Consider the following 22,655-nt stretch of genomic DNA (forward strand, 5'->3'; position numbering starts at 1 on the left):
GACTACGGCGCCGCGTTAACCGCTAACCTTACTCCCTGTCGCTTAATGCGCAGTTGCCCTGTGACCCAGCCCAGCCAGGTTGTCGCACATGGGGGACTGAAGCATGTCGCTTAATACCTCCGCCGCACCGCAGCGTGCGCAACTCAAAAAAACACTCACGTTACTTCCGGTCGTCATGATGGGCTTAGCCTACATGCAGCCTATGACCCTGTTCGATACCTTTGGCATCGTTTCCGGGCTGACCGAAGGTCACGTCGCCACCGCTTATGCTTTCGCGCTGATTGCGATTCTGTTCACTGCCGTGAGTTACGGTAAGCTGGTACGCCGCTTCCCCTCTGCGGGCTCCGCTTATACCTACGCTCAGAAGGCGATCAGTCCGCACGTCGGCTTTATGGTCGGCTGGTCATCACTGCTGGACTACCTGTTCATGCCGATGATCAACATCCTGCTGGCTAAAAACTATTTCGAATCGCTGGTGCCGGGCATCCCGTCGTGGATTTTTGTGGTGTTGCTGGTCGGGTTTATGACGCTCTCTAACCTCAAGGGCATCAAAACCGTCGCCAACTTCAACAGTGTGATTGTGGTGCTGCAGGTGGTTGTCATGGTCGGGATTACCGCGATGGTAATCTACGGTGTGGCAAGCGGCGTAGGTTCCGGCACGCTGGTGAGCAGCCGTCCATTCTGGTCTGAGAATGCGCATGTGGTGCCGATGATTACCGGTGCGACGATACTCTGTTTCTCGTTCCTCGGCTTTGATGGCATCAGTTCGCTGTCGGAAGAGACCAAAGATGCAGAACGCACCATTCCGCGCGCTATTTTCCTGACCGCGCTGATTGGTGGGGTGATCTTTATCGCGGCATCTTACTTCCTGCAGCTCTACTTCCCGGACATCACACGCTTCCAGCACCCGGACTCATCGCAGCCTGAAATCATGCTGTTCGTGGCCGGTAAAGCGTTGCAGGTCGGCATCCTGATCTTCTCGGTGGTCACGGTGCTGGCATCCGGTATGGCGGCGCACGCTGGCGTCTCGCGTCTGATGTATGTGATGGGCCGTGATGGTGTGTTCCCGGAGCGTTTCTTCGGTTACATCCATCCGAAATGGCGTACCCCGTCGCTCAACGTGCTGCTGGTGGGTGCGATTGCGCTGATGGCGATTAACTTCGACCTGGTGACCGCAACCGCGCTGATTAACTTTGGTGCGCTGGTGGCGTTTACCTTCGTTAACCTGTCGGTGATTGCGCAGTTCTGGGTCCGTGAGAAGCGTAACCGCACGCTGAAAGATCACGTTCAGTATCTGCTGCTGCCGCTGCTTGGCGCGCTGACGGTGGGAGCGCTGTGGGTGAATCTGGAAGAGAGTTCTATGGAGCTGGGCCTGATCTGGGCCGCCATCGGGATTATCTACCTGGCGTTCGTAACCCGCAGCTTCCGTAATCCGGTGCCGCAGTTCAGCGAAGAAGTTTAATCACGCTCACGTTGCCGCCTTCCCGGTTCAGGGAAGGCGGCGACAGCTTAACCAGCCAGTATCAGTTCACAGCTCCCCGCACTTAACAGCTCCCGCGCCGACTCACTCAGATGCGTGTCTGTCACTACCCGATCAAAGCTCTCCAGCGGTAAAGCCAGAAACGTCGCAATCCTGTTGTACTTCGAACTGTCACTCAGCAATACCCGCTTACTGCTAACTTCACTCACCGCCTGCTTCACCATCACTTTATCTTCATCCGGCGTAAACAAGCCACGCGGCCCCCAGCAGGAGGCGGAAATAAAGGCAATATCAATGGCCAGATGACGCAGGCTGCGTGCCGCCGACTCCCCGACACAGGAGCGGTTCTCCCGGCAAACGGTGCCGCCCGTGTGAATAACCCGGCACTGACTGGCCTCCATCAGCAGATTCGCCACCATAAAATCATTGGTCACCACCAGTAAATCATCGCGATCCACCACTTCTCTTGCCAGCGCTAACGTCGTGGTTCCGGCATCCAGGTAGATGCAGCTGTTACGTGGGATCTGTCGGGCGGCGGTGCGACCAATTGCGCGCTTCTCCTCATTGTAGAGGGCGCTTTTCGTCAGATGTGACGGCTCAGCCGCCAGCCGGTCGGCTGAGCGCACGCCGCCGGAGACCGACAGCACGGCCCCTTGCTCCTCCAGTTTCTGCACATCACGGCGTATGGTCATGTGTGACACACCCAGCCGTTCAGTGAGTTCTGCAATGCTCACCACGCCACGATCGGCCACCAGCGCAAGAATCTGTTGATGACGTTCAACCGGAATCATATCGGCTCCCTGATGATTACCATTTTTTCACATTATAAAGTATCTGCCGGTTAACCAGAACAAATAATAACAGCGGCAATCCCGGCAACGGCGGCGGTAACTGCACTGCGGCAGTGCCGGTGCTGCCAATCTGGTAATGTTAAAAATTGTTCTGGTTCACATCGGGAATATTTTTTTGTGAGCGGCAACACATTTTTGGCGGCAGTAAACTGGCAGGATTAACAGTAACAAACAAATAATCACTTAAATTAACAGTGGGGGCGTATCGTGCCAGCTGAAAATATCTGCGTTATCGGGTTAGGTTCCATGGGCATGGGGGCCGCGAAATCCTGCCTGCGTGCCGGTCTCAATACCTGGGGTGTCGATTTGAATCCCGCCGCGCTTGAGAACTTACGCCAGGCAGGCGCGCGTGATGCGCAGCCTTCAGCATCCGCCTTTGCAGACCAGCTTGATGCCGTTTTGCTGCTGGTGGTAAATGCGCAGCAGGTTAACGCCATTCTGTTTGGTGAAGAGGGCCTGGCCGCAAAACTGCGTCCCGGCACCGTGGTCATGGTCTCATCCACATTGTCCGCCCGGGATGCGCAGCAGATTGAACAACAGCTGGCGCAATATCAGCTGCTGATGCTGGATGCACCGGTCTCCGGCGGTGCCGCTAAAGCGGCCAGCGGTGAGATGACGGTGATGGCGTCCGGCAGTGAAGCGGCCTTTACGCAACTGCAATCTGTACTGGATGCCGTGGCAGCCAAAGTGTATCGCGTGGGCAGTGAGATCGGCCTCGGGTCAACCGTCAAAATTATCCATCAGCTGCTGGCAGGTGTTCACATCGCGGTAGGGGCAGAAGCGATGGCGCTGGCGGCGCGTGCCGGCATCCCGCTGGAAACCATGTATGAAGTGGTCACCAACGCCGCAGGCAATTCATGGATGTTCGAAAACCGCATGCGGCATGTGGTGGATGGCGACTACAGCCCGAAATCGGCGGTCGATATCTTTGTGAAAGATCTCAACCTGGTGGCCGATACCGCGAAATCCTTGCACTTCCCGCTGCCGCTGGCCTCAACCGCCCTCAATATGTTCACCGAAGCCAGCAACGCCGGTTACGGCCGTGAAGATGACAGTGCAGTAATTAAAATCTTCAGCGGCATCACGCTGCCGCAGGCAGAGGAGAAAATCTGATGCGGCTTGGCGTGATAGCGGACGATTTTACCGGTGCGACTGACATTGCCAGTTTTCTGGTGCAGAACGGGCTGACCACCATTCAGTTCAACGGCATTCCTGACAGCGAGGAAACCACAGAGGCGCAGGCGATTGTGGTCAGCCTGAAGAGCCGCTCCTGTCCGGCAGACCAGGCGGTTGCTCAGTCGCTGGCTGCGCTGGCCTGGCTGCAGAAGCAGCGCTGTGAGCGCTTCTACTTCAAATATTGCTCCACCTTCGACAGTACCGCGCAGGGCAATATCGGTCCGGTAACCGACGCCCTGCTGCAGGCGCTGGGTGAAACGCAGACGGTAATCTGTCCGGCGCTGCCGGTGAATGGCCGCACCGTTTATCAGGGCTACCTGTTTGTCGGCGATCAGCTGCTGTCAGATTCCGGTATGCGGCATCATCCGGTCACACCGATGCACGACAGTAACCTGTTGCGGTTGATGACATCACAGGCGACGGGCAAAGCCGGGCTGATCGCGGCGGCACAGGTCGATCAGGGCGCTGAGTCAGTACGGCATGCGCTGGGTCAGCTGGCGGCGCAGGGGATCAACTACGTCGTAACTGACGTCCTGCATCAGGAACATCTGTTGACCCTGGGCGAAGCACTGAGCGATCTGCGCCTGGTCACCGGCGGTTCCGGGCTGGCCATCGGTCTGGCACGGCAGTGGGCGACGGCTGAGAGTGATGCAAAAGCGGAGCAGGCAGGCCGTCCGCAGGGCGATCGCGCCGTGGTGCTTTCCGGTTCCTGTTCACAGATGACCAATCGTCAGGTCGCCGCGTACCGCCAGCTGGCACCGGCCTGCGAAGTTGAGACTGAACGCTGTCTGGAAGATGCCGGGGCTTATGCCCGGCAGTTATGCGACTGGGTGGAAGCGAACAGCGATCAGACGCTGGCACCCCTGCTGTTTGCCACCGCTGACGCGCAACAATTGCAGGCGATTCAACAGCGTTATGGTGCTCAGCGCAGCAGCGAAGCGGTTGAGCAACTGTTTGCTGCCGTCACCCGCGAGCTGAAACGGCGCGGATGGCAGCGCTTTATCGTGGCGGGTGGCGAAACCTCCGGCGTGGTCGCGCAGAGCCTGGGTGTGACGGCCTTTCATATCGGTCCGACGATTTCGCCCGGCGTGCCCTGGGTGCGCGACATTCATCAGCCGCTCTCTCTGGCACTGAAATCGGGCAATTTTGGCGATGAAGATTTCTTCCGCCGCGCGCAAACGGAGTTTACTGATGTCTGAATCTTTCTCTTTAACGGAACAGCAGGCGCGTGACGAGATGGTGCGTCTTGGCGCTTCGTTTTTTCAGCGCGGCTATGCCACCGGCTCGGCGGGCAACCTCTCAATGTTGCTGGAGGATGGCAATCTGCTGGCGACTCCCACCGGTTCATGCCTGGGTGAATTACAGGGTGACCGGCTGGCAAAAGTCACGCCTGACGGTGAATGGCTCTCAGGCGATAAACCCTCCAAAGAGATTGCGTTTCACCGCGCGCTCTATCTGAATAATCCCGACTGCAGGGCGGTGGTGCATCTGCATAGCCACTACCTGACGGCGCTCTCCTGTTTACAGGGGCTGGACACGGACAACTGCATCCGTCCGTTTACCCCCTATTTGGTGATGCGTGTCGGTGATGTGCCGGTTGTGCCTTACTACAAGCCGGGTGATGGGCGACTGGCCGAGGATCTCGCGGCGCTGGCTCCACGTTACCGTGCCTTCCTGCTGGCGAATCATGGCCCGGTGGTAGTGGGGAAATCGTTGCAGGAAGCGGCAGACAACACTGAAGAGCTGGAGGAGACCGCCCGGCTGATCTTTACCCTGGGCGACCGCCCGATCCGTTATCTCAATGATGCCGAAGTGGCAGAATTAAGGAGCCGATAATGCCGAAGTTTGCTGCTAACCTTTCGACGCAATTTACTGAATTGCCGTTTGCTGAACGCTTCGCTGCAGCGGCGGAAGCCGGTTTCACTGCCGTCGAATTTCTGTTTCCTTATGACTATCCCGCCACGCAGATCAAGCAGTGGCTTGATGATAACCAGCTGGACTTGGTGCTGTTCAATACCGCACCCGGCAACGTCGCAGCGGGTGAGTGGGGCGTTTCGGCCATCCCTGGACGGGAAGCGGAAGCAAAGGCGGATATCGATCGCGCCCTGAGCTATGCGCTGGCGCTGAACTGCCCGCAGGTGCACATCATGGCGGCGACGGTGCCGCCCGACGCTGACCGTCAGCGCTACGTTGAGACCTTTATCAGCAATATGCGTTATGCGGCTGAGCGCTTTGCGCCGCACGGCATCATCCTGCTAATTGAGGCGCTGAATCCCACAACCAAACCCAACTATCTTTATGCCAGCCAGTATCAGACGCTGGAGATGGTTGAACAGATCGATCGACCCAATGTCTTCACTCAGCTCGACCTGTTCCATGCGCAACGGGTGGATGGCAACCTCAGCCATCTGATTCGCCACTATGCCGGACGCTATCGGCACGTGCAGATTGCTTCGGCACCGGATCGTCATGAACCGGATGAGGGTGAAATCAACTACCCCTATCTCTACTCACTGCTGGATGAGGTTGGCTATTCCGGCTGGGTGGGCTGCGAATATATCCCGCGCGGCAACACTACCGCTGGTCTTGGCTGGTTTGCGCCCTGGGCGAGAAAAACCTGATTTAACGGGCTAAAAAAACCGGTGTTTCGGCACCGGTTGAGATTTTTTCGTCCTTTTTCTGACCCTGCACCTGTTTATTCTGTACGCCGATAACCTAAAAAATATAACAATTTCTGAGGTTTACTATGTCCACCGCACTGCTGTTAGCCATAGCGACCGCCAGCATCGTGATCCTGCTGCTGCTGGTCATCAAAGCCAAAGTTCATCCCTTTGTCGCCCTGTTAATTGTCAGTCTGCTGGTGGCCATCGCCACCGGCATTCCGGCTGAAAAAATCATGGAGACGATTATCACCGGGATGGGCGGCCTGCTTGGTCACATCACCATCATCATCGTGCTTGGTGCCATGCTCGGGGCGATCATTGAAGCCTCGGGCGGTGCCGAGTCGCTGGCGCAGCGTTTCAGTAAAACGCTGGGGCTGAAGCGTACCGTTGCGGCATTGACCATGGCGGCCTTTATCCTTGGCATCCCGGTATTTTTTGAAGTCGGCTTTATCATTGTTATTCCGCTGATTTATGGCTTTACCAAAGTGGCGCGGGTCTCGCCGCTGAAGTTTGGCCTGCCGATGGCGGGTGTGATGCTGACGGTACATGTGGCATTGCCGACCCATCCGGGCGCAGCGGCGGCAGCCGGGATCCTGCACACCGACATGGGATGGCTGATGATACTGGGGATCGCGATTTCCGTGCCGGTCGGGATCATCGGCTACTACGTAGCGAAATTCATGAACCGTCGCCACTACCCCCTGTCGGTGGAGGTGCTGGAACAGTTGCAGATGGCGAAGCCGGAAGGGCAGGAAAAGAAGAATGAACCGGCACCACCCGGTGCGCTCACCATCAGCGGCCTGATTGTGGTCCCGATTGTATTGATCGTGCTGGGAACTCTGTCACACACACTGCTGGCTGAAGGGAGTCTGCTGCGTAGTGTGATGACCGTGATCGGCACACCGCCGATTGCCCTGCTGATTGCCTTAGGGCTGGCGGCCTGGCTGCTGGGCGTACGGCGTGGCTGGAGCAAAGATAAGCTGGAAGATCTGACCGGCCGGGCCATTCCCACCTCAGCCAGCGTGATTCTGGTGGCCGGGGCCGGTGGTGCATTCGGCAAAGTGCTGGTGGAGTCGGGCGTGGGTAAAGCGCTGGCGGTCACGCTTGAAACGCTGCATCTGCCGCTGGTGCCAGCGGCATTTATCCTGTCGCTGGCGCTGCGTGCATCACAGGGTTCCGCCACGGTGGCGATCCTGACCACCAGCGGTTTGCTGACCCAGGCGGTGACCGGCGTGACGGATATGCAACGGGTACTGGTCACCCTGGCGGCCTGTTTTGGTGGTCTGGGATTGTCGCATGTCAATGATGCGGGATTCTGGGTGGTGACCCGTTATCTGGGACTTTCGGTGGCCGACGGTTTACGCACCTGGACGGTGCTGACAACGCTAATGGGGCTGAGTGGTTTTGCGCTGACCTGGCTGGCGTGGACCGTGCTCTGATTAAGCAGCATCAGAAAGTCTGACCCGGCAGGCGATACCGGGTCAGACTCTTAGTGCTTCAGGAAACCAACTCCTGCGCATAGAGATAGAGCGCTTTAAGCTGCCCAACTTTTTCTGCATCCGCTTCGTGCAGATTCGCCAGACCTTCCAGTTCCTGCATAAACGCCTGCACCCGATCGGCATTAAGCACGTCACGACGGTGCTGCAACCAGCGTTGCTGCTCTGCATCATCCAGCGTGCCGGGGAAGTTACGCGCCCGGTAGCGGAACAGCAGTTTCGCTACCCGTGCACTCTCAAAGCTCAGGTCCAGCGCAGGCAGATTCGCGGGCGCGGTCTGGCGGATAATATTCATCCCCGCCCGATCGGCATCACTGAAGAAGCCATCATAGAGTTGTGTGTCCACATCATCTGACGGTGCAAACGGCTCCGCTTCGGCAAACAGCGTGACCAGTTTTTCCCGCACGTCGGGCTGCTGACGCAGCAGCGCCAGATTCGCCAGGCAGTGCTGACGATCAATATTCAGCCGGGCCGCATCTTCCGGCCGCAGCGTACTGGCAGGCGCCAGCACCGGACACTTATTGATATGCACCAGTTTGACCGGCACCGCAGGCAGATCGCCGAGATCGTTTTTCGGCGTGTAAAGACGCTCACGCAGCGTGTCGGCATCCAGTTGCAGCAGCGGTGACATGTCGCCCGCCAGATCCACCACAATCAGCGCATTGCGGTTATCGGGATGCCAGGCCAGCGGTACGATCCAACTGGTGTTACCGCGCGCGGCACCGAACATGCCGGAGACATGAACCAGCGGTTTCATCTGCGGGATATCAATCAGGTTCATCAGCTTGTTTTTGTTACGATGGGTAAACAAAAACTCAAACAGTTTTGGCTGCTTCTCCTTCACCAGCTTCGCCATCGCCAGCGTGGCGTAAACGTCGGACATGGCATCGTGCGCATTTTCATGGGAGACGCCGTTTGCTTTGGTCAGATGCTCCAGCCGGAAGCTGGGAAAACCTTCTTCATTCTCCGGCCAGTTGATCCCTTCTGGCCGTAACGCGTAGCAGGCACGCATCACGTCGAGCAGGTCCCAGCGTGAGTTGCCGTTTTGCCAGGCCCAGCCATAGGGATCGTAAAAGTTGCGATAGAAGATATTGCGCGTCACTTCATCATCGAAACGCACGTTGTTGTAGCCCACCACACAGGTTTGCTCCGTGGTGAACAACGCGTGGATGCGTTCAGCGAACTCAGCTTCGATCACGCCGCGACTCATCGCTATCTGCGGGGTAATGCCGGTGATCATCACCGCTTCGGGCTGTGGCAGATAGTCATCAGGCGGACGGCAGTAGAACACTTCGGGTTCGCCGACCGGATTAAACTCACTGTCGGTGCGCAGGCCGGCAAACTGGGCTGGCCGGTCACGAGAGGGGCTGGTGCCGAAGGTCTCGTAATCGTGGAAGAGGAAAGTGGGCTGTACGCGGTCGTTATTCAAATTTCATATCCGTTCATTGCGTTCACTAAACTGATGAACAGAAAGTCATCAGGCTTCCCGTTCGCTGGATGCCTTTCTTCATCGGCGCCTGGCTGCTGGTGCGAGAGCGGTGCCTTTGCCGGGCAAGGTCATGCAGGCTCAGGCTTCACTTACTACATGGTAAACCATAATCCCACTGGCCTGAAGTTTCGGATGGTAGCGGGGGGCGTAGTATCTGACTGAGCGGTCAGGGGCAAGGAGTAAAGCGGACTTTTTACCTCTCAGGCTGTAGCTCGCTCATCCCATGTGCCACGATAGATAATATTCCCTTCGACATATTTCCAGGTTATTGCTGCATACTGTAATTCCGGTGTTTCCAGATGCGTGCTGCTCATGCCGCTGGGTGCAAGGCAGGGCGATACCGTGGTGACCTTAACGTTTTTCAGGATGATATTGAAATATTCGGTCTCATTTCCTGCATCAATTAGCCGTTACCTCCACTCTGCAGGCATCAGCCATACCCGTCGCAGTTCATACTTTTTTTCAATTTATTCAAACCTTCACAACGCTTTTGCCGTAAAACGTGCGGCTGTTTCCGTTTCGTTTTAGAAATTTTCTCTCCCGTGCAATTAAGGATGAAGTGTTGAAAAGGCGTCTGCTGTTCACCGTTACCGCTACTGTTTTTTGGGCCTCGCTGGCGCAGGCTGATGCGATTCCCTTTCCTGTGACGCCACCAGCGATTGATGCGGCTTCCTGGGTGCTGATGGATGCCACCACAGGACAGGTTCTGACTGCTGGCAATCCCGATGAACGCCGTAATCCCGCCAGCCTGACCAAACTGATGACCGGTTACGTGGTTGATCGCGCCATTGACCAGAAGAAAATCAGCCGTGACGACATGGTTACGGTCGGAAAAGATGCCTGGGCGGCGGGTAATCCGGTGTTCAAAGGCTCCTCGCTGATGTTCCTGAAGCCAGGCGATAAGCTGAGCGTCCGGGATTTAAGCCGTGGCGTCATCATCGACTCCGGTAACGACGCCTGCGTTGCCCTGGCTGATTATGTGGCGGGCAGCGAAGCGAACTTCGTCGGCATGATGAATCACTACGTTGAGAAGCTCGGCCTGCAGAATACCCATTTTGAAACGGTTCATGGTCTGGATGCGCCGGGTCAGTTCTCCAGCGCGCTGGATATGGCGAAACTGTCACGCGCCATCATTGATGGTGAGCCTGATTTTTATGCCATGTACAGTGAGAAGACCCTGACCTGGAATGGCATTACCCAGAACAACCGTAATGGCCTGTTGTGGGATAATAATCTCCACGTTGATGGGCTGAAAACCGGTCACACGGAGACCGCGGGCTTTAACATCATCGCCTCGAATGTGGTGGGCAAGCATCGCCTGATCGCCGTCGTCATGGGCGGTAAAAGCCCGAAAGGCCGCGAAGAGCAGGCGCGTAAACTGCTGGTCTGGGGACAGAACACCTTTGATACCGTTCAGCTGTTCCATGCCGGTAAGAAGATTGGCAGCGAAAACGTCTGGTATGGCAATCCTCATCAGGTGGATGTGGGTACCGCAGAAGATGTTTATCTGTCACTGCCGCGCAGTGAAGTGCAGAACGTGAAGGCGAAGTATGTTATCGATCGCAAAGATCTGGAAGCCCCGCTGAAAGCCAACGAAGTCATTGGTGAAATTCAGGTGATGGATAAAGATCAGCAGATTGCCCACTATCCGCTGGTGGCGCTGAGTGCGGTTGAACCCGCAGGTGTAATTACCCGCCTGACGGATTATCTCAGGCAGAAGTTCTGATTAGCCGATTGTCAGCACTAAAACGGGTAGCCTGCGGGCTGCCCGTTTTTACTTGCACGCTGGCTGCTCTGAGCGTGTTACTGAGAGCCGATAAAGGTTAAAAAATCGCATTAAGTTGTTTTTAACTACCGGGAAAGTATGTGAGGCGGATGTTGATAATTGTAAGCGAACGTCAAAACTGTTTTAAATATCCGACCCGCGCTAAGCCTGAGCCGCGTTCAGCGTTAAGATAGCCACACCATGTTCCCGCAACCGGAAAGTCATTTTGCGTCCCGATAAGCCCATATCAAAACTGGAGTTCTGGTTTTATCGCCATTATCGCTCCGTCCACGGTGTGCGTATTGCCATCGCCTTTTTGCTCTGCTTTATCTTTGTGCGGGCGACCGATATCCCTGAAGGCACCTGGCCGCTGATTACGCTGGTGGTGGTGATGGGGCCCATCTCCACCTGGGGGAATGTCTTTCCGCGCGCACTGCAGCGCATCAGCGGCACGGTCGCCGGGTCAATATCCGGTCTGATTGCCCTGAAGCTGGAGCTGATTTCGATGCCGATGATGCTGGCCTGGTGCGGCATCATCATGATGATCAGCGGCTACCTGACGCTGGGCAAACATCCCTACATGGCGTTGTTGATCGGGATTACGCTGAGCGTGGTCGTGGGCGCACCAACCGGCGATTTCACGATGGCACTGTGGCGCGGCGGTGATGTGATTCTGGGCTCGCTGATGGCGCTGCTGTTTACCGCTATCTGGGCGCAGCGTGCCTATACACACTGGCGCATTCAGCTCTCCGACGCGCTGGCGGAAATGGCAAAAATCTATCACGCCGGTTTCTCACCCAACCTGGTTGAAAAGCCACGCCTGAACAAGCCGCTGGGCAAATTGCTGAGCAGCGTGATCAAAATGCGGGCGCTGCTGGAGCCGTCAAGCAAAGAGACGCGCATTCCAAAATCGGTGCTTGAAGCGATCCAGACCATCAACCGTAATATGGTTTACACCATTGAGATGCAGATTAATGCCTGGTGGGCATCGCGCGAGAGCCATCTGATTATGCTTAACGCGCCTGCATTGCGCCGCACCCAGCAGATGACTGAGAACACGCTGCGGGCGCTGTCGGTCATGGCGATTGAAGGGGAAACGGAAGAGGTGGTGGCTAACAGTCACGAGCTGACCGAAATCAGTGGCGAACTGCGGCGACTGATCGCGGAAGCGGGCAGCGAAGGTCTGGAGGAGACGCCGATCTACGGCTACGTCTGGCTGACACTGGAACTGGCAAAACAGCTGGAGCGGATGACCGACCTGATGCGAATGGCGCTGCGCAAATAATCACCTCAGACAATGACTTAATGTGAAACAGGGTTTCTTTGCGCTAAGATAAGAGCCAGTCTGAATTTAGCTGTGAAAATTGCTTACCTGGCGGGCTAGCCGCTAAGCTGATCGTTTTGACTCTCTCCCTGCGTCAGCAGGCTCAAAGAAAGGTGCCATCATGGAAAATGCCAAGCAATCATTTCAGGACGTACTGGAGTTCGTGCGTATGTTCCGCCGCAAAAACAAACTGCAGCGTGAAATTGTCGACAACGAGAAGAAAATTCGCGACAACCAGAAGCGCGTACTGCTGCTCGACAACCTGAGCGAATATATCAAACCCGGCATGAGCGTTGAGGCTATTCAGGAAATCATCGCCAGCATGCGTGTGGATTATGAAGATCGCGTGGATGAGTACATCATCAAAAACGCCGACCTGTCGAAAGAGCGTCGCGAGCTGTCGAAAAAGATCAAAGCGATGGGCGTGGGCGAACACCCGAAAGCGTAAGGGCAGACAGCAGCGCGCAAGCGCCAGACGTCCTATGCCAACCCGCATCCACTCCGGTGGGGCGGGTTTTTTATTGCCTGCGTCAGCGCAGCGTTATTTTCCCGCCAGCCTGCGGGCGATCGCCTGTAACTGCTGTGACAGCGCCACTAAATTGACCCGCTCATCAGCAGGCGGGGCGGTGGTCTCCCGGATCACCAGCGTGGTTTCCAGTGCATTGTCTGACGCTTCTGCTCCCTGAAGCCGGGCCAGCATCCGCTCGACGCTCTGCGCGCCAAGAGCGTGCAAATCCTGCCGCACCGTGGTCAGCGGCGGCTGATACCACGCACTCTCGGCGGTGTCATCATATCCAATCACCGATATCTCGCCAGGAATGGCTACGCCATACTGATGCAGCGCCCGCATCGCACCCAACGCCATCTGATCGTTCGCCACCAGCAGCGCCTGCGGCAGATCGTCAGGAAGCTGCGCCAGCAGCGCCTGGTAACCCGACTGCGCGCTCCAGTCGCCGCGCAAAGAACAGTGCGGTGTCAGCTGATGATCGGCCAGCGCCTGACGCCATGCATTTTCACGCTGACGGGCCGAGACCGAGCGCAGCGGCCCGTTTAACAAACCAATCTGACGATGACCCAGCGCCACCAGATGTTCAACGGCGGCACGTGCGCCAGACTCATTCGGGTACTGACACTGCGCTACCGCCGCCTGGGGTTCGACATCCAGAAACAGCACCGGTTTGCTGCCGCAGAGCAACTGGATCTGTTGCGCCTCATCTGCCTCCAGCGGCAGGTTGATCAGCAGTCCATCGACCCGCTGTGCCAGCAGTTCATTCACCGTTGCTGCCGCATCGTTACCACTGTCCATGGCGATCACCAGATGATAACCCGCCCCGGCGGCGCGCTGCTGGATCGCCGAGGCGATCTGCGCAGGAGCCATCAGGGCCAGGTCGCTGGTGGCCAGACCCAGCGTACGCGTCGCCTTACCGGCCAACTGCTGCGCCACACGATTGGGCACATAATTGAGCTGCAGCATCGCCGCCTCAACCCTTTCCCGCGTGCGGGCTGACACCTGTTCAGAACGATTTAAAACACGTGAAACGGTTTGATATGAGACGCCGGCCAGTTGAGCGACATCATCGAGGGTCACGGAGCGGGAAGTCATTGAACTCTCCAAAAGATGAAGCGACGAGTGTAGCAAATTTTCCTGCTGCACTGCTGCTGCACACCACACTTTCACGACCACAAAAACCGGGTCCGTTGCAGCACCCGGTCACGGTATCTGGCAGGGCCATTAACGCTGCTGCAGATAGACCTGAAGGTTCACATCCACCGCGTTAAGCAGTGGCGTGGCGAGACTATGGCGTTTCGCCCGCAGCAGCAGGTCACCTATCACCTGATCGGCTTCGATATCAAAGCCCTGGGTTAAATCGCGGTACATTGAGGAGGTCATCGGGGTGGCCGGATCGCTTAACAGCTCAAGAATGCGGGCAGTGGCCGCCGGACGCGTCTGATAGCCTTCGGCAGTAATGACTGACAGAATCTCCGAGAAAACACCCTGTAACAGCGCTTCGCCGCCGCGCGAGGTGAGTATCTGTTGGGTATTTCCGCGCGCCAGGCAGCAAACCGCGCCGAGCGTGCTCAGCAGCAGCCACTTCTCCCACAGCTCATCCATGATGTTATCGCTGAATCGGGTATCGACCTGACAGTCACGCAGCGCCGCATCAACCCGCTGCAGTCGCGCATCGTTGTTACCGTCCAGCGCGCCATAATAGAGCTGATGCAGCGGCGTCATCTGGATAACTTCGCCATTGTCACCCAGCGTCGCGTTGATTTTGCACAGGCCGCCAATCACCTTATCTTCGCCGAAACGCTGTTGCAGCGTCGCGATGTGCCGCAATCCGTTCAGAATCGGCATGATCAATGTTTCCGGACCCACTACAGGTGAAATATCCTCCATCACCTGATCAAGGGCAAAGCTCTTCACCGTCACGATAATCAGATCATAGTGGCCTGTCAGGCTGCTCGCCTGAGCCAGCTGCGGCTGTAGCGTTTCAGTGCCCTGCGGCGTCTGCAACACCAGACCGCTGGCCTGAAGCTGCTGATAACGCCGTTCGCGGACCAGAAAAGTCACGTCCTGGCCCGCCTGAGCCAGCCGTGCACCAAAATATCCACCGGTCGCGCCGGCGCCTGCCATCAGAATGCGCATCCCACTCTCCCTCTGCTGAAAACCTCTACCTTAGAACGCCGTGACCGGGCTTACCAGTCTTAGCCTCGGTCAGAGCGCGTCGGGGAGCATGAAATGAGAGGCCGGGAAAGCACTGGCAGGGAGGGGACGATGCAGAGAAATCAGATTTTCCCTGCCCGGTCAGCAGGGCGAAACAGAGGGGTGTGTTACAGCCGGGTGACGCCCAGCGCGGCAGCCTGCTGTTCCCACGCCAGCACGCCCTGATAATCGTCTCGCTGCATCGGGCTGAATCCGCCGATCAAATTGTCGTCGCAGACGGTGCGCCAGGCGGGATCGTTCACCAGCTGATGCAGTGCCGTGCGGAGTCTCTCCAGCCGGTCCACTGACGTCGGGGCTGCCGTGATCAACGGCAATCCGGGTGCGGCTGGCGTCTCACCGATGATATGCAGGCCGCGCAGCGCATCCGGCTCATAGCGCGCCAGCAGCGCCCAGCTGACGCAGTCGATAGCCGCGATATCCGCCTGTGAATCACGCAGTGCTGCCAGCGACTGACGATGCCCGCCGCTCAGCAGCAGCTGCGAAAACCTCACGCCCTGAAGCGATGCCACAAACCGTAGCGCGTTATAACCGGAGTGAGAGTCCTGGCTGTTAGCTACGGCCCGCTGGCCGTTAAAATCGGCCAGCGCCGCCTGTTTGTCCCGCGCCACCAGCCAGCTGCGATAGTCACGGCCGGTGCAGCCTGGGGCCTGATAGTGAAAGGTGCCGACCAGCTGAACCGCAGGAAGCTGGCTGACCAGCGGATAGCCGCAGGTCTGGCTCAGCAACAACCGGTTATCCTGCCAGTGTGTCAGCAGGTCCTCAGGCCAGACCGGCTGCGTAGCGATGCCGTGCTGCGTCAGCAGGGTAACCACAGCCTGTATCAGTGCCCGTGTGGCGGGCGGGTGAATCGCATACATCGGCAAGGCGAGCAGGTTATTCATGCGTTTTCTCCGCTGATCGTCCCGGATGGACATTGACCCCGACCGGTCTGACCCAGAACTGACGCAGCCAGACCCGATAGCCCGCCACGCGAAAGCCGTGATTGCGCTGGTAGTAATGCTCGCGATCGCGCAGATAGAGGCGGCGCAGGCCATACCAGGGGACGCCGGGGAGGTCGTGATGCACTGAATGGTAGTTCAGATTCAGGAATAGCATGCGCCACGGCCACGCCGCTTCATTATTCACCGACCGTGCCAGCGGATCGTCCGCCGCACGATGCTCATAGAAGGAGCGCACTTTGGTCAGCGCCAGCGCAGGATAACTCACCGCCAGCAGATACCACAGCGGCGAAAATCCCTGCCGCGCCATCCAGAAAAACAGTAGTGCCAGCAGCGTCCCGTGCAGCAGCCACATCGCTATCGCGGGCCGATCGCCGCGGCGCAGTGCCTGCCACATCCCGCCGAATGTCGCCGCCACATCCAGCAGCGGGCCGAGCAGCAACCGCCCCAAAAAAGTGTTACGCAGATGAATCAGCTGCTGCTGCCAGCGCGGTAACTTCGCCCAGCGAGCAGCGGAGAGGTAGTAGGTTTCCGGATCCTCATCCGGCTCGGTCAGGGTGTGATTGCGATGATGGGCCAGATGAGAATCGCGATAGAGTCCGTAGGGATACCAGACCGCCAGCGGCAGGGTGCCAAATAGCTGATTCACCCGCGGCCAGCGTGTGGGATGGCCGTGGATCAGCTCATGCTGCAGCGACATATACCAGCCAGTGAAGACGATCAGCAGCAGGGTGGCGGGCAGCCGTCCCAGCATCTGCGCGTTCAGCATCACCGAAAACCAGCCGCCATAGATCACACCGATTAGCAGCCAGGTCGGCAGTTCGCTGCGCCAGAGCCAGCTGCGTGCACGCGCTTTAAGCCAGGCGCGCTGCTGTAGAGAGAGATAACCGGTGTGCATGATTCACCTGACAGCGGAAGCGGGAATCTGAACAGTGAAAGAAAGGGCGGGCAAAGGCAAAGTGGATAATCTGCTTAGCTATGTCGAAATTCCTGAATATGGCGCTGAAAGATATTGACTATCAGTGGCGGCTCCGGGGGCGTAACCTTTCTCTATCAAAAATCGCCTTGCATCCACGGGCGTTTACCGCCTGTCAGGAGAAATACAGATGAAAAATATTGGCTTCTTATCCTTTGGTCACTGGACGCCTTCGTCTCAGTCCGCCACCCGTACCGCGCAGGATGTGTTACTGCAATCGATCGACTTAGCGGTCGCCGCCGAAGAGCTGGGCGCAGATGGCGCTTACTTCCGCGTCCACCATTTTGCCCGCCAGCTCAGCTCGCCGTTTCCGCTGCTGGCTGCCGTTGCAGCGCGCACCAAAACGATTGAGATCGGCACCGGTGTCATCGACATGCGCTACGAAAACCCACTCTACATGGTGGAAGACGCCAGCGCGGCAGACCTGATCTCCAATGGTCGTCTGCAACTGGGTCTGAGCCGCGGTTCACCTGAGCAGGTAATCGATGGCTGGCGTTACTTCGGCTTTGAACCGAAAGCGGGAGAAAGCGATGCGGATATGGGCCGTCGTCACACCGAAGAGTTTCTGGAGGTGCTGCGCGGCGAAGGTTTTGCTAAGCCAAATCCACAGCCCATGTTCCCCAATCCGCCAGGCCTGCTGCGTCCTGAGCCGCTCTCTGAAGGCCTGCGCGACCGCATCTGGTGGGGATCCGGCTCCAACGCCACCGCAGAATGGGCGGCAAAAATGGGCATGAACCTGCAAAGTTCAACCCTGAAAGATGATGAGACCGGCGAGCCGTTCCACATTCAGCAGGCAAAACAGATTCGCGCCTACCGTGAGGCCTGGAAAGCGGCGGGGCATCAGCATGCGCCACGCGTCTCCGTCAGTCGCAGCATCTTTGCGCTGGTAAATGATATGGACCGCGCGTACTTTGGCCGCAGCGGTAACGAACAGGATTCCGTGGGCTTTCTCGATGAGAAAACCCGCGCTATCTTTGGCCGCAGCTATGCCGCAGAGCCAGAGGCGTTAATTAAGCAGCTTGCGCAGGATGAGGCGATTTCCGAAGCCGACACCCTGCTGCTTACTGTGCCTAACCAGCTTGGTGTCGCCTACAACGCCCATGTGATTGAGGCGATCCTGAAGTATGTCGCCCCGGAACTCGGCTGGCGTTAAGTGACAGAGCGCCCTGAAGAGCAGGGCGCTGTGAGATCCACCGCAGGCGCAGATGACAAAGCGCCTGCGGTGATTCTGCTGTAAACGCGCGTCATCACTCCCCGCTTTTTCTGCTTTATCCTCTCTGAACTTCTCTCTGACGAGCCATTCCAGGCCCTGACAGAGCCTTTTCGTCACTCTGTTTCCAGTGTACGGAATATGCAGATTTTGTGACTTATGATTTATTTCGTCACTTGTTACTGAATGGGATGTTTCCTCTGCTCAGGGTGGGCCTGAACCCTTCATCAACGCATTTCCCTGGTTTAACGTGTTTTCATAACCTGTATGAACGGACAATGCCTTTACGCAATTTGTGACTATTGACAGTATTGGTCACATGATAAGAGAATGGCGTCACTCTCCTGCTTACTGTTGAAGGTAATCTATGCTCAGGTTCAATCCTGCCATTCTGGTTGTTTGTCTACTGCCACTGGCGCTGGCGGGTTGCCGGGATAATTCACCCAAAGACGATCCGCGCACGCAGCCGCCGCTGGTCAGGGTCACAAAGGTCATCAGCGCCACCGATGGCAGCCGTGCGTTTAGTGGCGTCGTGGTTGCCCGGGTTCAGAGCGACCTCGGCTTTCGGGTCTCAGGAAAAATCCTCGAACGGCTGGTGGATAGCGGCCAGCGGGTGACGCGCGGTCAGCCGCTGATGCGGCTCGACCCGGCAGATCTCCGGCTGCTGGCCCAGGCTCAGCAGCAGGCCGTTGCCGCCGCGCAGGCACGCGTCAGACAGGCCAGCGCCGATCAGGCGCGTTACCGCACTCTGGTGGCAACCGGGGCAGTTTCTGCGTCGGCATACGACCAGATTCGTGCCGCTGCGGCCACCGCTCAGGCTGAGCTGAAAGCCGCCCAGGCGCAGGCCAGCGTGGCAGGTAACGCCAGCGGATATGCGCTGCTCCTGGCTGATGACGATGGCGTGGTGATGGCAACGCTGGCGGAGCCGGGTCAGGTTGTGAGTGCCGGTGAGGCCGTCATCAGACTGGCCAGATCCGGACAGCGCGAGGCGAGCGTTCAGTTGCCAGAGACCCTTCGCCCGGCAGTGGGAAGTGAGGCAAAGGCAACGCTGTATGGTGCGGACAGTGCGCCGGTTTCTGCCCGGCTGCGCCAACTGGCTGATGTGGCCGATCCGATGACGCGCACCTTTGAGGCGAGATATGTGCTGGAGGGCACACTGGCCAGCGCTCCGCTGGGAGCCACCGTCACAATCACGCTGCCAAATAAACCGTCGCAACCGCTGCTGCAGGTTCCGCTGGCGGCGATCTACGATGCCGGTAAAGGGCCAGGCGTCTGGGATATTACCGGCCAGCCCGCTACCGTTGCCTGGCGGCCGGTGACGGTGGTGTCGATAAGTGACGAGGCGGCCACCGTCACGGGTCAGCTTAATGCTGGCGATCAGATAGTGGCGCTGGGCGCGCATCTGTTGCAGCAGGGGGAGCGCGTGCGCCCCGATGACGCTGCCGTTGCCGGGAGCCAGCCATGAGCCAGGGACGCTTTAATCTGTCAGCGCTGGCCGTGCGCGAGCGCGCTATTACGCTGTTTCTGATCATCCTGATTACCGTGGCGGGCGTCTTGTCCTTTTTCGAACTGGGACGGGCAGAAGATCCACCGTTCACCGTAAAACAGATGACGATTATCTCCGCCTGGCCGGGTGCGACGGCTCAGGAGATGCAGGATCAGGTGGCCGAGCCGCTGGAAAAGCGTCTGCAGGAGCTGAGGTGGTATGACCGTAGCGAGACGTACACGCGCCCCGGTCTGGCTTTCACTATGTTATCCCTGCAGGACAAAACGCCGCCTTCCCAGGTTCAGGAGGAGTTTTACCAGGCGCGTAAGAAGCTGGGTGATGAGAGCAGAAATCTGCCTGCCGGGGTCATCGGGCCGATGATCAACGACGAGTTCTCCGACGTGACCTTTGCACTGCTGGCGCTGAAGGCAAAAGGGGAGCCGCAGCGCCTGCTGGTTCGTGAAGCGGAATCACTGCGTCAGCGACTGCTGCATCTGCCTGGCGTGAAAAAGGTCAATATCATCGGTGAGCAGAGTGAACGCATCTATGTGTCGTTTTCACACGATCGGCTGGCGACACTCGGCATCACTCCGCAGGCAATTTTTGCTGCGCTGAACGATCAGAATGTCCTGACGCCAGCGGGATCGATTGATACGCAGGGGCCGCAGGTCTTTATCCGCCTGGATGGCGCGTTCGATAAACTGGAAAAAATCCGTGAGACGCCGATTGTGGCGCAGGGGAGAAGCCTGAAGCTGGCGGACGTGGCTACGGTGACCCGGGGTTACGAAGATCCCGCCACCTTTATGGTGCGCAATCAGGGCGAACCGGCGCTGCTGCTGGGTATCGTAATGCGTGAAGGCTGGAACGGTCTGGAACTCGGCAAGGCACTGGCGGCTGAAACCGCCCGCATTAACCAGGCGATGCCGCTGGGGCTCTCACTGACTCAGGTCACCGATCAGTCCGTCAATATCCGCTCGGCGGTTGATGAATTTATGGTTAAGTTCGTCGTGGCGTTGCTGGTGGTGATGGTGGTCTGCTTTGTCAGCATGGGCTGGCGTGTCGGGGTAGTGGTCGCGGCTGCGGTGCCGCTCACCCTGGCGGTGGTGTTTGTGGTGATGGAGGCTTCCGGCAAAAACTTTGACCGCATCACGCTGGGTTCGCTGATTCTGGCGCTGGGCCTGCTGGTGGACGACGCCATTATCGCCATTGAGATGATGGTAGTGAAAATGGAGGAGGGCTACGACCGCATTAAGGCTTCTGCCTATGCCTGGAGTCATACGGCGGCACCAATGCTGGCAGGCACCCTGGTTACGGCCGTCGGGTTTATGCCCAATGGGTTTGCGCAGTCCACGGCGGGCGAGTACACCAGCAATATGTTCTGGATAGTCGGCATCGCGTTGATCGCCTCCTGGATCGTCGCGGTGGTGTTCACCCCTTATCTTGGCGTAAAGCTGCTGCCAGCCATCAAAACGGTAGAAGGCGGCCACGCAGCGATCTACAACACCCGCCACTACAACCGCTTTCGCCGCCTGCTGACCCGCGTGATTGCCCGTAAAGGCTGGGTGGCAGGCGTGGTGATTGCCCTGTTTATCGCCGCTGTGCTCGGTATGGCGCTGGTGAAAAAACAGTTTTTCCCGACCTCAGACCGGCCTGAAGTGCTGGTTGAAGTTCAGCTCCCCTACGGCAGCGCCATAGAACAGACCCGCGCAGCGGCTGAAAAGGTTGAGACCTGGCTTAAACAGCAGCAGCAGGCAAAAATCGTCACCACCTATATTGGTCAGGGGCCACCGCGTTTTTATCTGGCGATGGCACCGGAACTGCCCGATCCGGCCTTTGCCAAGCTGGTGGTACTGACCGACAGTCAGGACGCGCGTGAGGCACTGAAAACGCAGCTGCGCGCCGCCATTGCCAGCGGTCTGGTGCCTGAAGCGCAGGTTCGTGTGACGCAGCTGGTGTTTGGCCCATACTCCCCTTATCCGGTGGCGTGGCGGGTGATGGGGCCCGATCCGGCCCGCCTGCGCGCGATTGCCGATCGGGTGGAAGCGGTCCTGCGGGCCAGCCCGATGATGAGGACGGTGAACACCGACTGGGGCGCCCCCGTGCCGACGCTGCATTTCTCACTGGATCAGAACCGGCTGCAGGCAGTGGGGCTGACATCCAGTGACGTCGCCCGGCAATTACAGTTTCTGCTGTCGGGCGTGCCTGTCACTACCGTGCGGGAAGATATCCGCGCGGTCCAGGTGGTGGGGCGTGCGGCCGGACAAACCCGCCTCGATCCGGCTAAAATCGCCGACTTCACGCTGGTGGGCGCCGCGGGTCAGCGTATTCCCTTATCGCAGATTGGTGATGTGCAGGTGAAAATGGAAGATCCCGTGCTGCGGCGGCGCGACCGCACGCCGACCATCACCGTTCGGGGTGATATCGCCGATTCCCTGGAGCCGCCTGACGTCTCGACGGCGCTGAACAAAGCCTTGCAACCGATCATCGCGACGCTGCCCGCGGGCTACCGCATTGAACTGGCCGGTTCAATAGAGGAGTCCGGTAAAGCGACCCAGGCGATGGCCCCGCTGTTCCCGATCATGATTGCGATCACTCTGCTGATCATCATTCTGCAGGCGCGTTCTCTGTCGGCGATGATCATGGTCTTTCTGACTGCGCCTCTCGGGCTGATTGGCGTCGTGCCGACGCTGCTGCTGTTCAGTCAGCCTTTTGGTATTAATGCACTGGTCGGGCTGATTGCCCTGTCGGGCATCCTGATGCGTAACACGCTGATTCTGATAGGGCAGATCCACCACAATGAACAGGAGGGTCTGGCACCCTTTGATGCAGTGGTCGAAGCGACAGTGCAGCGTGCCCGTCCGGTGCTGCTGACGGCAATGGCGGCGATTCTGGCGTTTATTCCACTGACCCACTCGGTGTTCTGGGGAACGCTGGCCTATACCCTGATTGGTGGCACGCTGGGCGGCACCCTGATCACGCTGGTTTTCCTGCCCGCAATGTACGCTATCTGGTTCCGCATCCGCCTGCCGGGCAGCAAAACGGCAGTTGTGAAACCGGCGCTGTCGGAATAGTCTCA

The 22,655-nt window shown here is 58.1% G+C and carries 18 protein-coding genes and 1 pseudogene; 12 read left to right on the forward strand and 7 right to left on the reverse strand.

The annotated features are described in order from the left end of the window. The first annotated feature begins 103 nt into the window (after nt 1-103). Nucleotides 104-1,462, forward strand: coding sequence for an APC family permease (locus HFD94_RS03425; RefSeq protein WP_010248042.1), 1,359 nt, complete (start codon nt 104-106; stop codon nt 1,460-1,462). Between the two features lie 47 nt (nt 1,463-1,509). Here the strand turns inward: HFD94_RS03425 and ygbI are convergent, their stop codons facing one another. Further along, nucleotides 1,510-2,271 (reverse strand): DNA-binding transcriptional repressor YgbI, encoded by a 762-nt coding sequence (gene ygbI / locus HFD94_RS03430; protein WP_010670952.1) that lies wholly within the window; start codon nt 2,269-2,271, stop codon nt 1,510-1,512. Nucleotides 2,272-2,538: 267 nt separating this feature from the next. Between ygbI and ltnD the strand changes: the two genes are divergently transcribed. From ltnD to HFD94_RS03455, 5 genes are all read left to right on the forward strand, one after another. Beyond that, entirely contained in the window at nt 2,539-3,444 is a 906-nt protein-coding gene (ltnD, locus tag HFD94_RS03435) for an L-threonate dehydrogenase (protein WP_061703786.1), read from the forward strand. Then, complete coding sequence (gene otnK, locus HFD94_RS03440; RefSeq protein WP_167432756.1) at nt 3,444-4,706, forward strand: 3-oxo-tetronate kinase; 1,263 nt, start codon at nt 3,444-3,446, stop codon at nt 4,704-4,706. Before ltnD ends, otnK begins: the two co-directional genes overlap by 1 nt. Beyond that, nucleotides 4,699-5,343 (forward strand): aldolase, encoded by a 645-nt coding sequence (locus HFD94_RS03445; RefSeq protein WP_167432757.1) that lies wholly within the window; start codon nt 4,699-4,701, stop codon nt 5,341-5,343. Before otnK ends, HFD94_RS03445 begins: the two co-directional genes overlap by 8 nt. Next, entirely contained in the window at nt 5,343-6,128 is a 786-nt protein-coding gene (locus HFD94_RS03450; protein WP_061901290.1) for an HPr family phosphocarrier protein, read from the forward strand. The genes HFD94_RS03445 and HFD94_RS03450 overlap by 1 nt, the downstream gene beginning before the upstream one ends. 125 nt (nt 6,129-6,253) lie before the next feature. After that, nucleotides 6,254-7,609: a GntP family transporter gene (locus tag HFD94_RS03455; RefSeq protein ID WP_061703789.1), complete on the forward strand. Its 1,356-nt coding sequence runs from the start codon at nt 6,254-6,256 to the stop codon at nt 7,607-7,609. Nucleotides 7,610-7,667: 58 nt separating this feature from the next. Here HFD94_RS03455 and sbcB read toward each other — a convergent pair whose 3' ends face one another. Both sbcB and HFD94_RS03465 read right to left on the reverse strand, forming a co-directional pair. Further along, on the reverse strand, nt 7,668-9,095 hold the full coding sequence (sbcB, locus tag HFD94_RS03460) for an exodeoxyribonuclease I (RefSeq protein ID WP_061901291.1): 1,428 nt from the start codon (nt 9,093-9,095) through the stop codon (nt 7,668-7,670). 260 nt (nt 9,096-9,355) lie between these two features. Then, nucleotides 9,356-9,565: pseudogene (locus HFD94_RS03465) on the reverse strand (type VI secretion system tube protein Hcp); the annotation flags it as partial. Nucleotides 9,566-9,717: 152 nt separating this feature from the next. On the opposite strand from HFD94_RS03465, the gene dacD reads away from it, so the two are divergent. The 3 genes from dacD (at nt 9,718) to tmaR (ending at nt 12,692) form a co-directional block, all read left to right on the forward strand. Then, nucleotides 9,718-10,881 (forward strand): serine-type D-Ala-D-Ala carboxypeptidase DacD, encoded by a 1,164-nt coding sequence (dacD, locus tag HFD94_RS03470; RefSeq protein ID WP_022624996.1) that lies wholly within the window; start codon nt 9,718-9,720, stop codon nt 10,879-10,881. 265 nt (nt 10,882-11,146) lie between these two features. Continuing rightward, nucleotides 11,147-12,205, forward strand: a complete 1,059-nt coding sequence (locus HFD94_RS03475) for an FUSC family protein (RefSeq protein ID WP_010670945.1) — start codon at nt 11,147-11,149, stop codon at nt 12,203-12,205. A gap of 160 nt (nt 12,206-12,365) precedes the next feature. Further along, entirely contained in the window at nt 12,366-12,692 is a 327-nt protein-coding gene (gene tmaR / locus HFD94_RS03480; RefSeq protein ID WP_004571340.1) for a PTS system regulator TmaR, read from the forward strand. A 93-nt stretch (nt 12,693-12,785) separates the two neighbouring features. Here tmaR and HFD94_RS03485 read toward each other — a convergent pair whose 3' ends face one another. The 4 genes from HFD94_RS03485 to HFD94_RS03500 form a co-directional block, all read right to left on the reverse strand. After that, nucleotides 12,786-13,847, reverse strand: coding sequence for a LacI family DNA-binding transcriptional regulator (locus HFD94_RS03485; RefSeq protein ID WP_122888712.1), 1,062 nt, complete (start codon nt 13,845-13,847; stop codon nt 12,786-12,788). 129 nt (nt 13,848-13,976) lie between these two features. Further along, complete coding sequence (locus HFD94_RS03490) at nt 13,977-14,891, reverse strand: ketopantoate reductase family protein (protein WP_122888713.1); 915 nt, start codon at nt 14,889-14,891, stop codon at nt 13,977-13,979. A 185-nt stretch (nt 14,892-15,076) separates the two neighbouring features. Then, entirely contained in the window at nt 15,077-15,850 is a 774-nt protein-coding gene (locus HFD94_RS03495; protein WP_122888714.1) for a phosphate/phosphite/phosphonate ABC transporter substrate-binding protein, read from the reverse strand. After that, on the reverse strand, nt 15,843-16,805 hold the full coding sequence (locus HFD94_RS03500; protein ID WP_122888715.1) for a fatty acid desaturase: 963 nt from the start codon (nt 16,803-16,805) through the stop codon (nt 15,843-15,845). Before HFD94_RS03500 ends, HFD94_RS03495 begins: the two co-directional genes overlap by 8 nt. A gap of 208 nt (nt 16,806-17,013) precedes the next feature. Between HFD94_RS03500 and HFD94_RS03505 the strand changes: the two genes are divergently transcribed. From HFD94_RS03505 to HFD94_RS03515, 3 genes are all read left to right on the forward strand, one after another. Then, nucleotides 17,014-18,036 (forward strand): LLM class flavin-dependent oxidoreductase, encoded by a 1,023-nt coding sequence (locus HFD94_RS03505; RefSeq protein ID WP_061901298.1) that lies wholly within the window; start codon nt 17,014-17,016, stop codon nt 18,034-18,036. A gap of 424 nt (nt 18,037-18,460) precedes the next feature. Further along, on the forward strand, nt 18,461-19,558 hold the full coding sequence (locus HFD94_RS03510; protein WP_061901299.1) for an efflux RND transporter periplasmic adaptor subunit: 1,098 nt from the start codon (nt 18,461-18,463) through the stop codon (nt 19,556-19,558). Beyond that, a complete protein-coding gene (locus HFD94_RS03515) occupies nt 19,555-22,650 on the forward strand; it encodes an efflux RND transporter permease subunit (protein WP_061901300.1) in 3,096 nt (1,031 codons plus the stop codon). The genes HFD94_RS03510 and HFD94_RS03515 overlap by 4 nt, the downstream gene beginning before the upstream one ends. Nucleotides 22,651-22,655 lie beyond the last annotated feature (5 nt).

Source organism: Pantoea sp. EKM20T, assembly GCF_011800485.1.
In the GTDB taxonomy this organism is placed as follows: domain Bacteria; phylum Pseudomonadota; class Gammaproteobacteria; order Enterobacterales; family Enterobacteriaceae; genus Pantoea; species Pantoea agglomerans.

What these genes read in the sequence shown, in the direction of transcription:
- HFD94_RS03500 (WP_122888715.1), bottom strand. Translation starts at nt 16,805, where the DNA reads ATGCACACCGGTTATCTCTCTCTACAGCAGCGCGCCTGGCTTAAAGCG.
- HFD94_RS03485 (WP_122888712.1), bottom strand. Translation starts at nt 13,847, where the DNA reads ATGACTTCCCGCTCCGTGACCCTCGATGATGTCGCTCAACTGGCCGGC.
- ygbI (WP_010670952.1), bottom strand. Translation starts at nt 2,271, where the DNA reads ATGATTCCGGTTGAACGTCATCAACAGATTCTTGCGCTGGTGGCCGAT.
- tmaR (WP_004571340.1), top strand. Translation starts at nt 12,366, where the DNA reads ATGGAAAATGCCAAGCAATCATTTCAGGACGTACTGGAGTTCGTGCGT.
- HFD94_RS03455 (WP_061703789.1), top strand. Translation starts at nt 6,254, where the DNA reads ATGTCCACCGCACTGCTGTTAGCCATAGCGACCGCCAGCATCGTGATC.
- HFD94_RS03510 (WP_061901299.1), top strand. Translation starts at nt 18,461, where the DNA reads ATGCTCAGGTTCAATCCTGCCATTCTGGTTGTTTGTCTACTGCCACTG.
- otnK (WP_167432756.1), top strand. Translation starts at nt 3,444, where the DNA reads ATGCGGCTTGGCGTGATAGCGGACGATTTTACCGGTGCGACTGACATT.
- HFD94_RS03445 (WP_167432757.1), top strand. Translation starts at nt 4,699, where the DNA reads ATGTCTGAATCTTTCTCTTTAACGGAACAGCAGGCGCGTGACGAGATG.
- HFD94_RS03450 (WP_061901290.1), top strand. Translation starts at nt 5,343, where the DNA reads ATGCCGAAGTTTGCTGCTAACCTTTCGACGCAATTTACTGAATTGCCG.
- HFD94_RS03495 (WP_122888714.1), bottom strand. Translation starts at nt 15,850, where the DNA reads ATGAATAACCTGCTCGCCTTGCCGATGTATGCGATTCACCCGCCCGCC.
- HFD94_RS03425 (WP_010248042.1), top strand. Translation starts at nt 104, where the DNA reads ATGTCGCTTAATACCTCCGCCGCACCGCAGCGTGCGCAACTCAAAAAA.
- HFD94_RS03490 (WP_122888713.1), bottom strand. Translation starts at nt 14,891, where the DNA reads ATGCGCATTCTGATGGCAGGCGCCGGCGCGACCGGTGGATATTTTGGT.
- HFD94_RS03515 (WP_061901300.1), top strand. Translation starts at nt 19,555, where the DNA reads ATGAGCCAGGGACGCTTTAATCTGTCAGCGCTGGCCGTGCGCGAGCGC.
- HFD94_RS03505 (WP_061901298.1), top strand. Translation starts at nt 17,014, where the DNA reads ATGAAAAATATTGGCTTCTTATCCTTTGGTCACTGGACGCCTTCGTCT.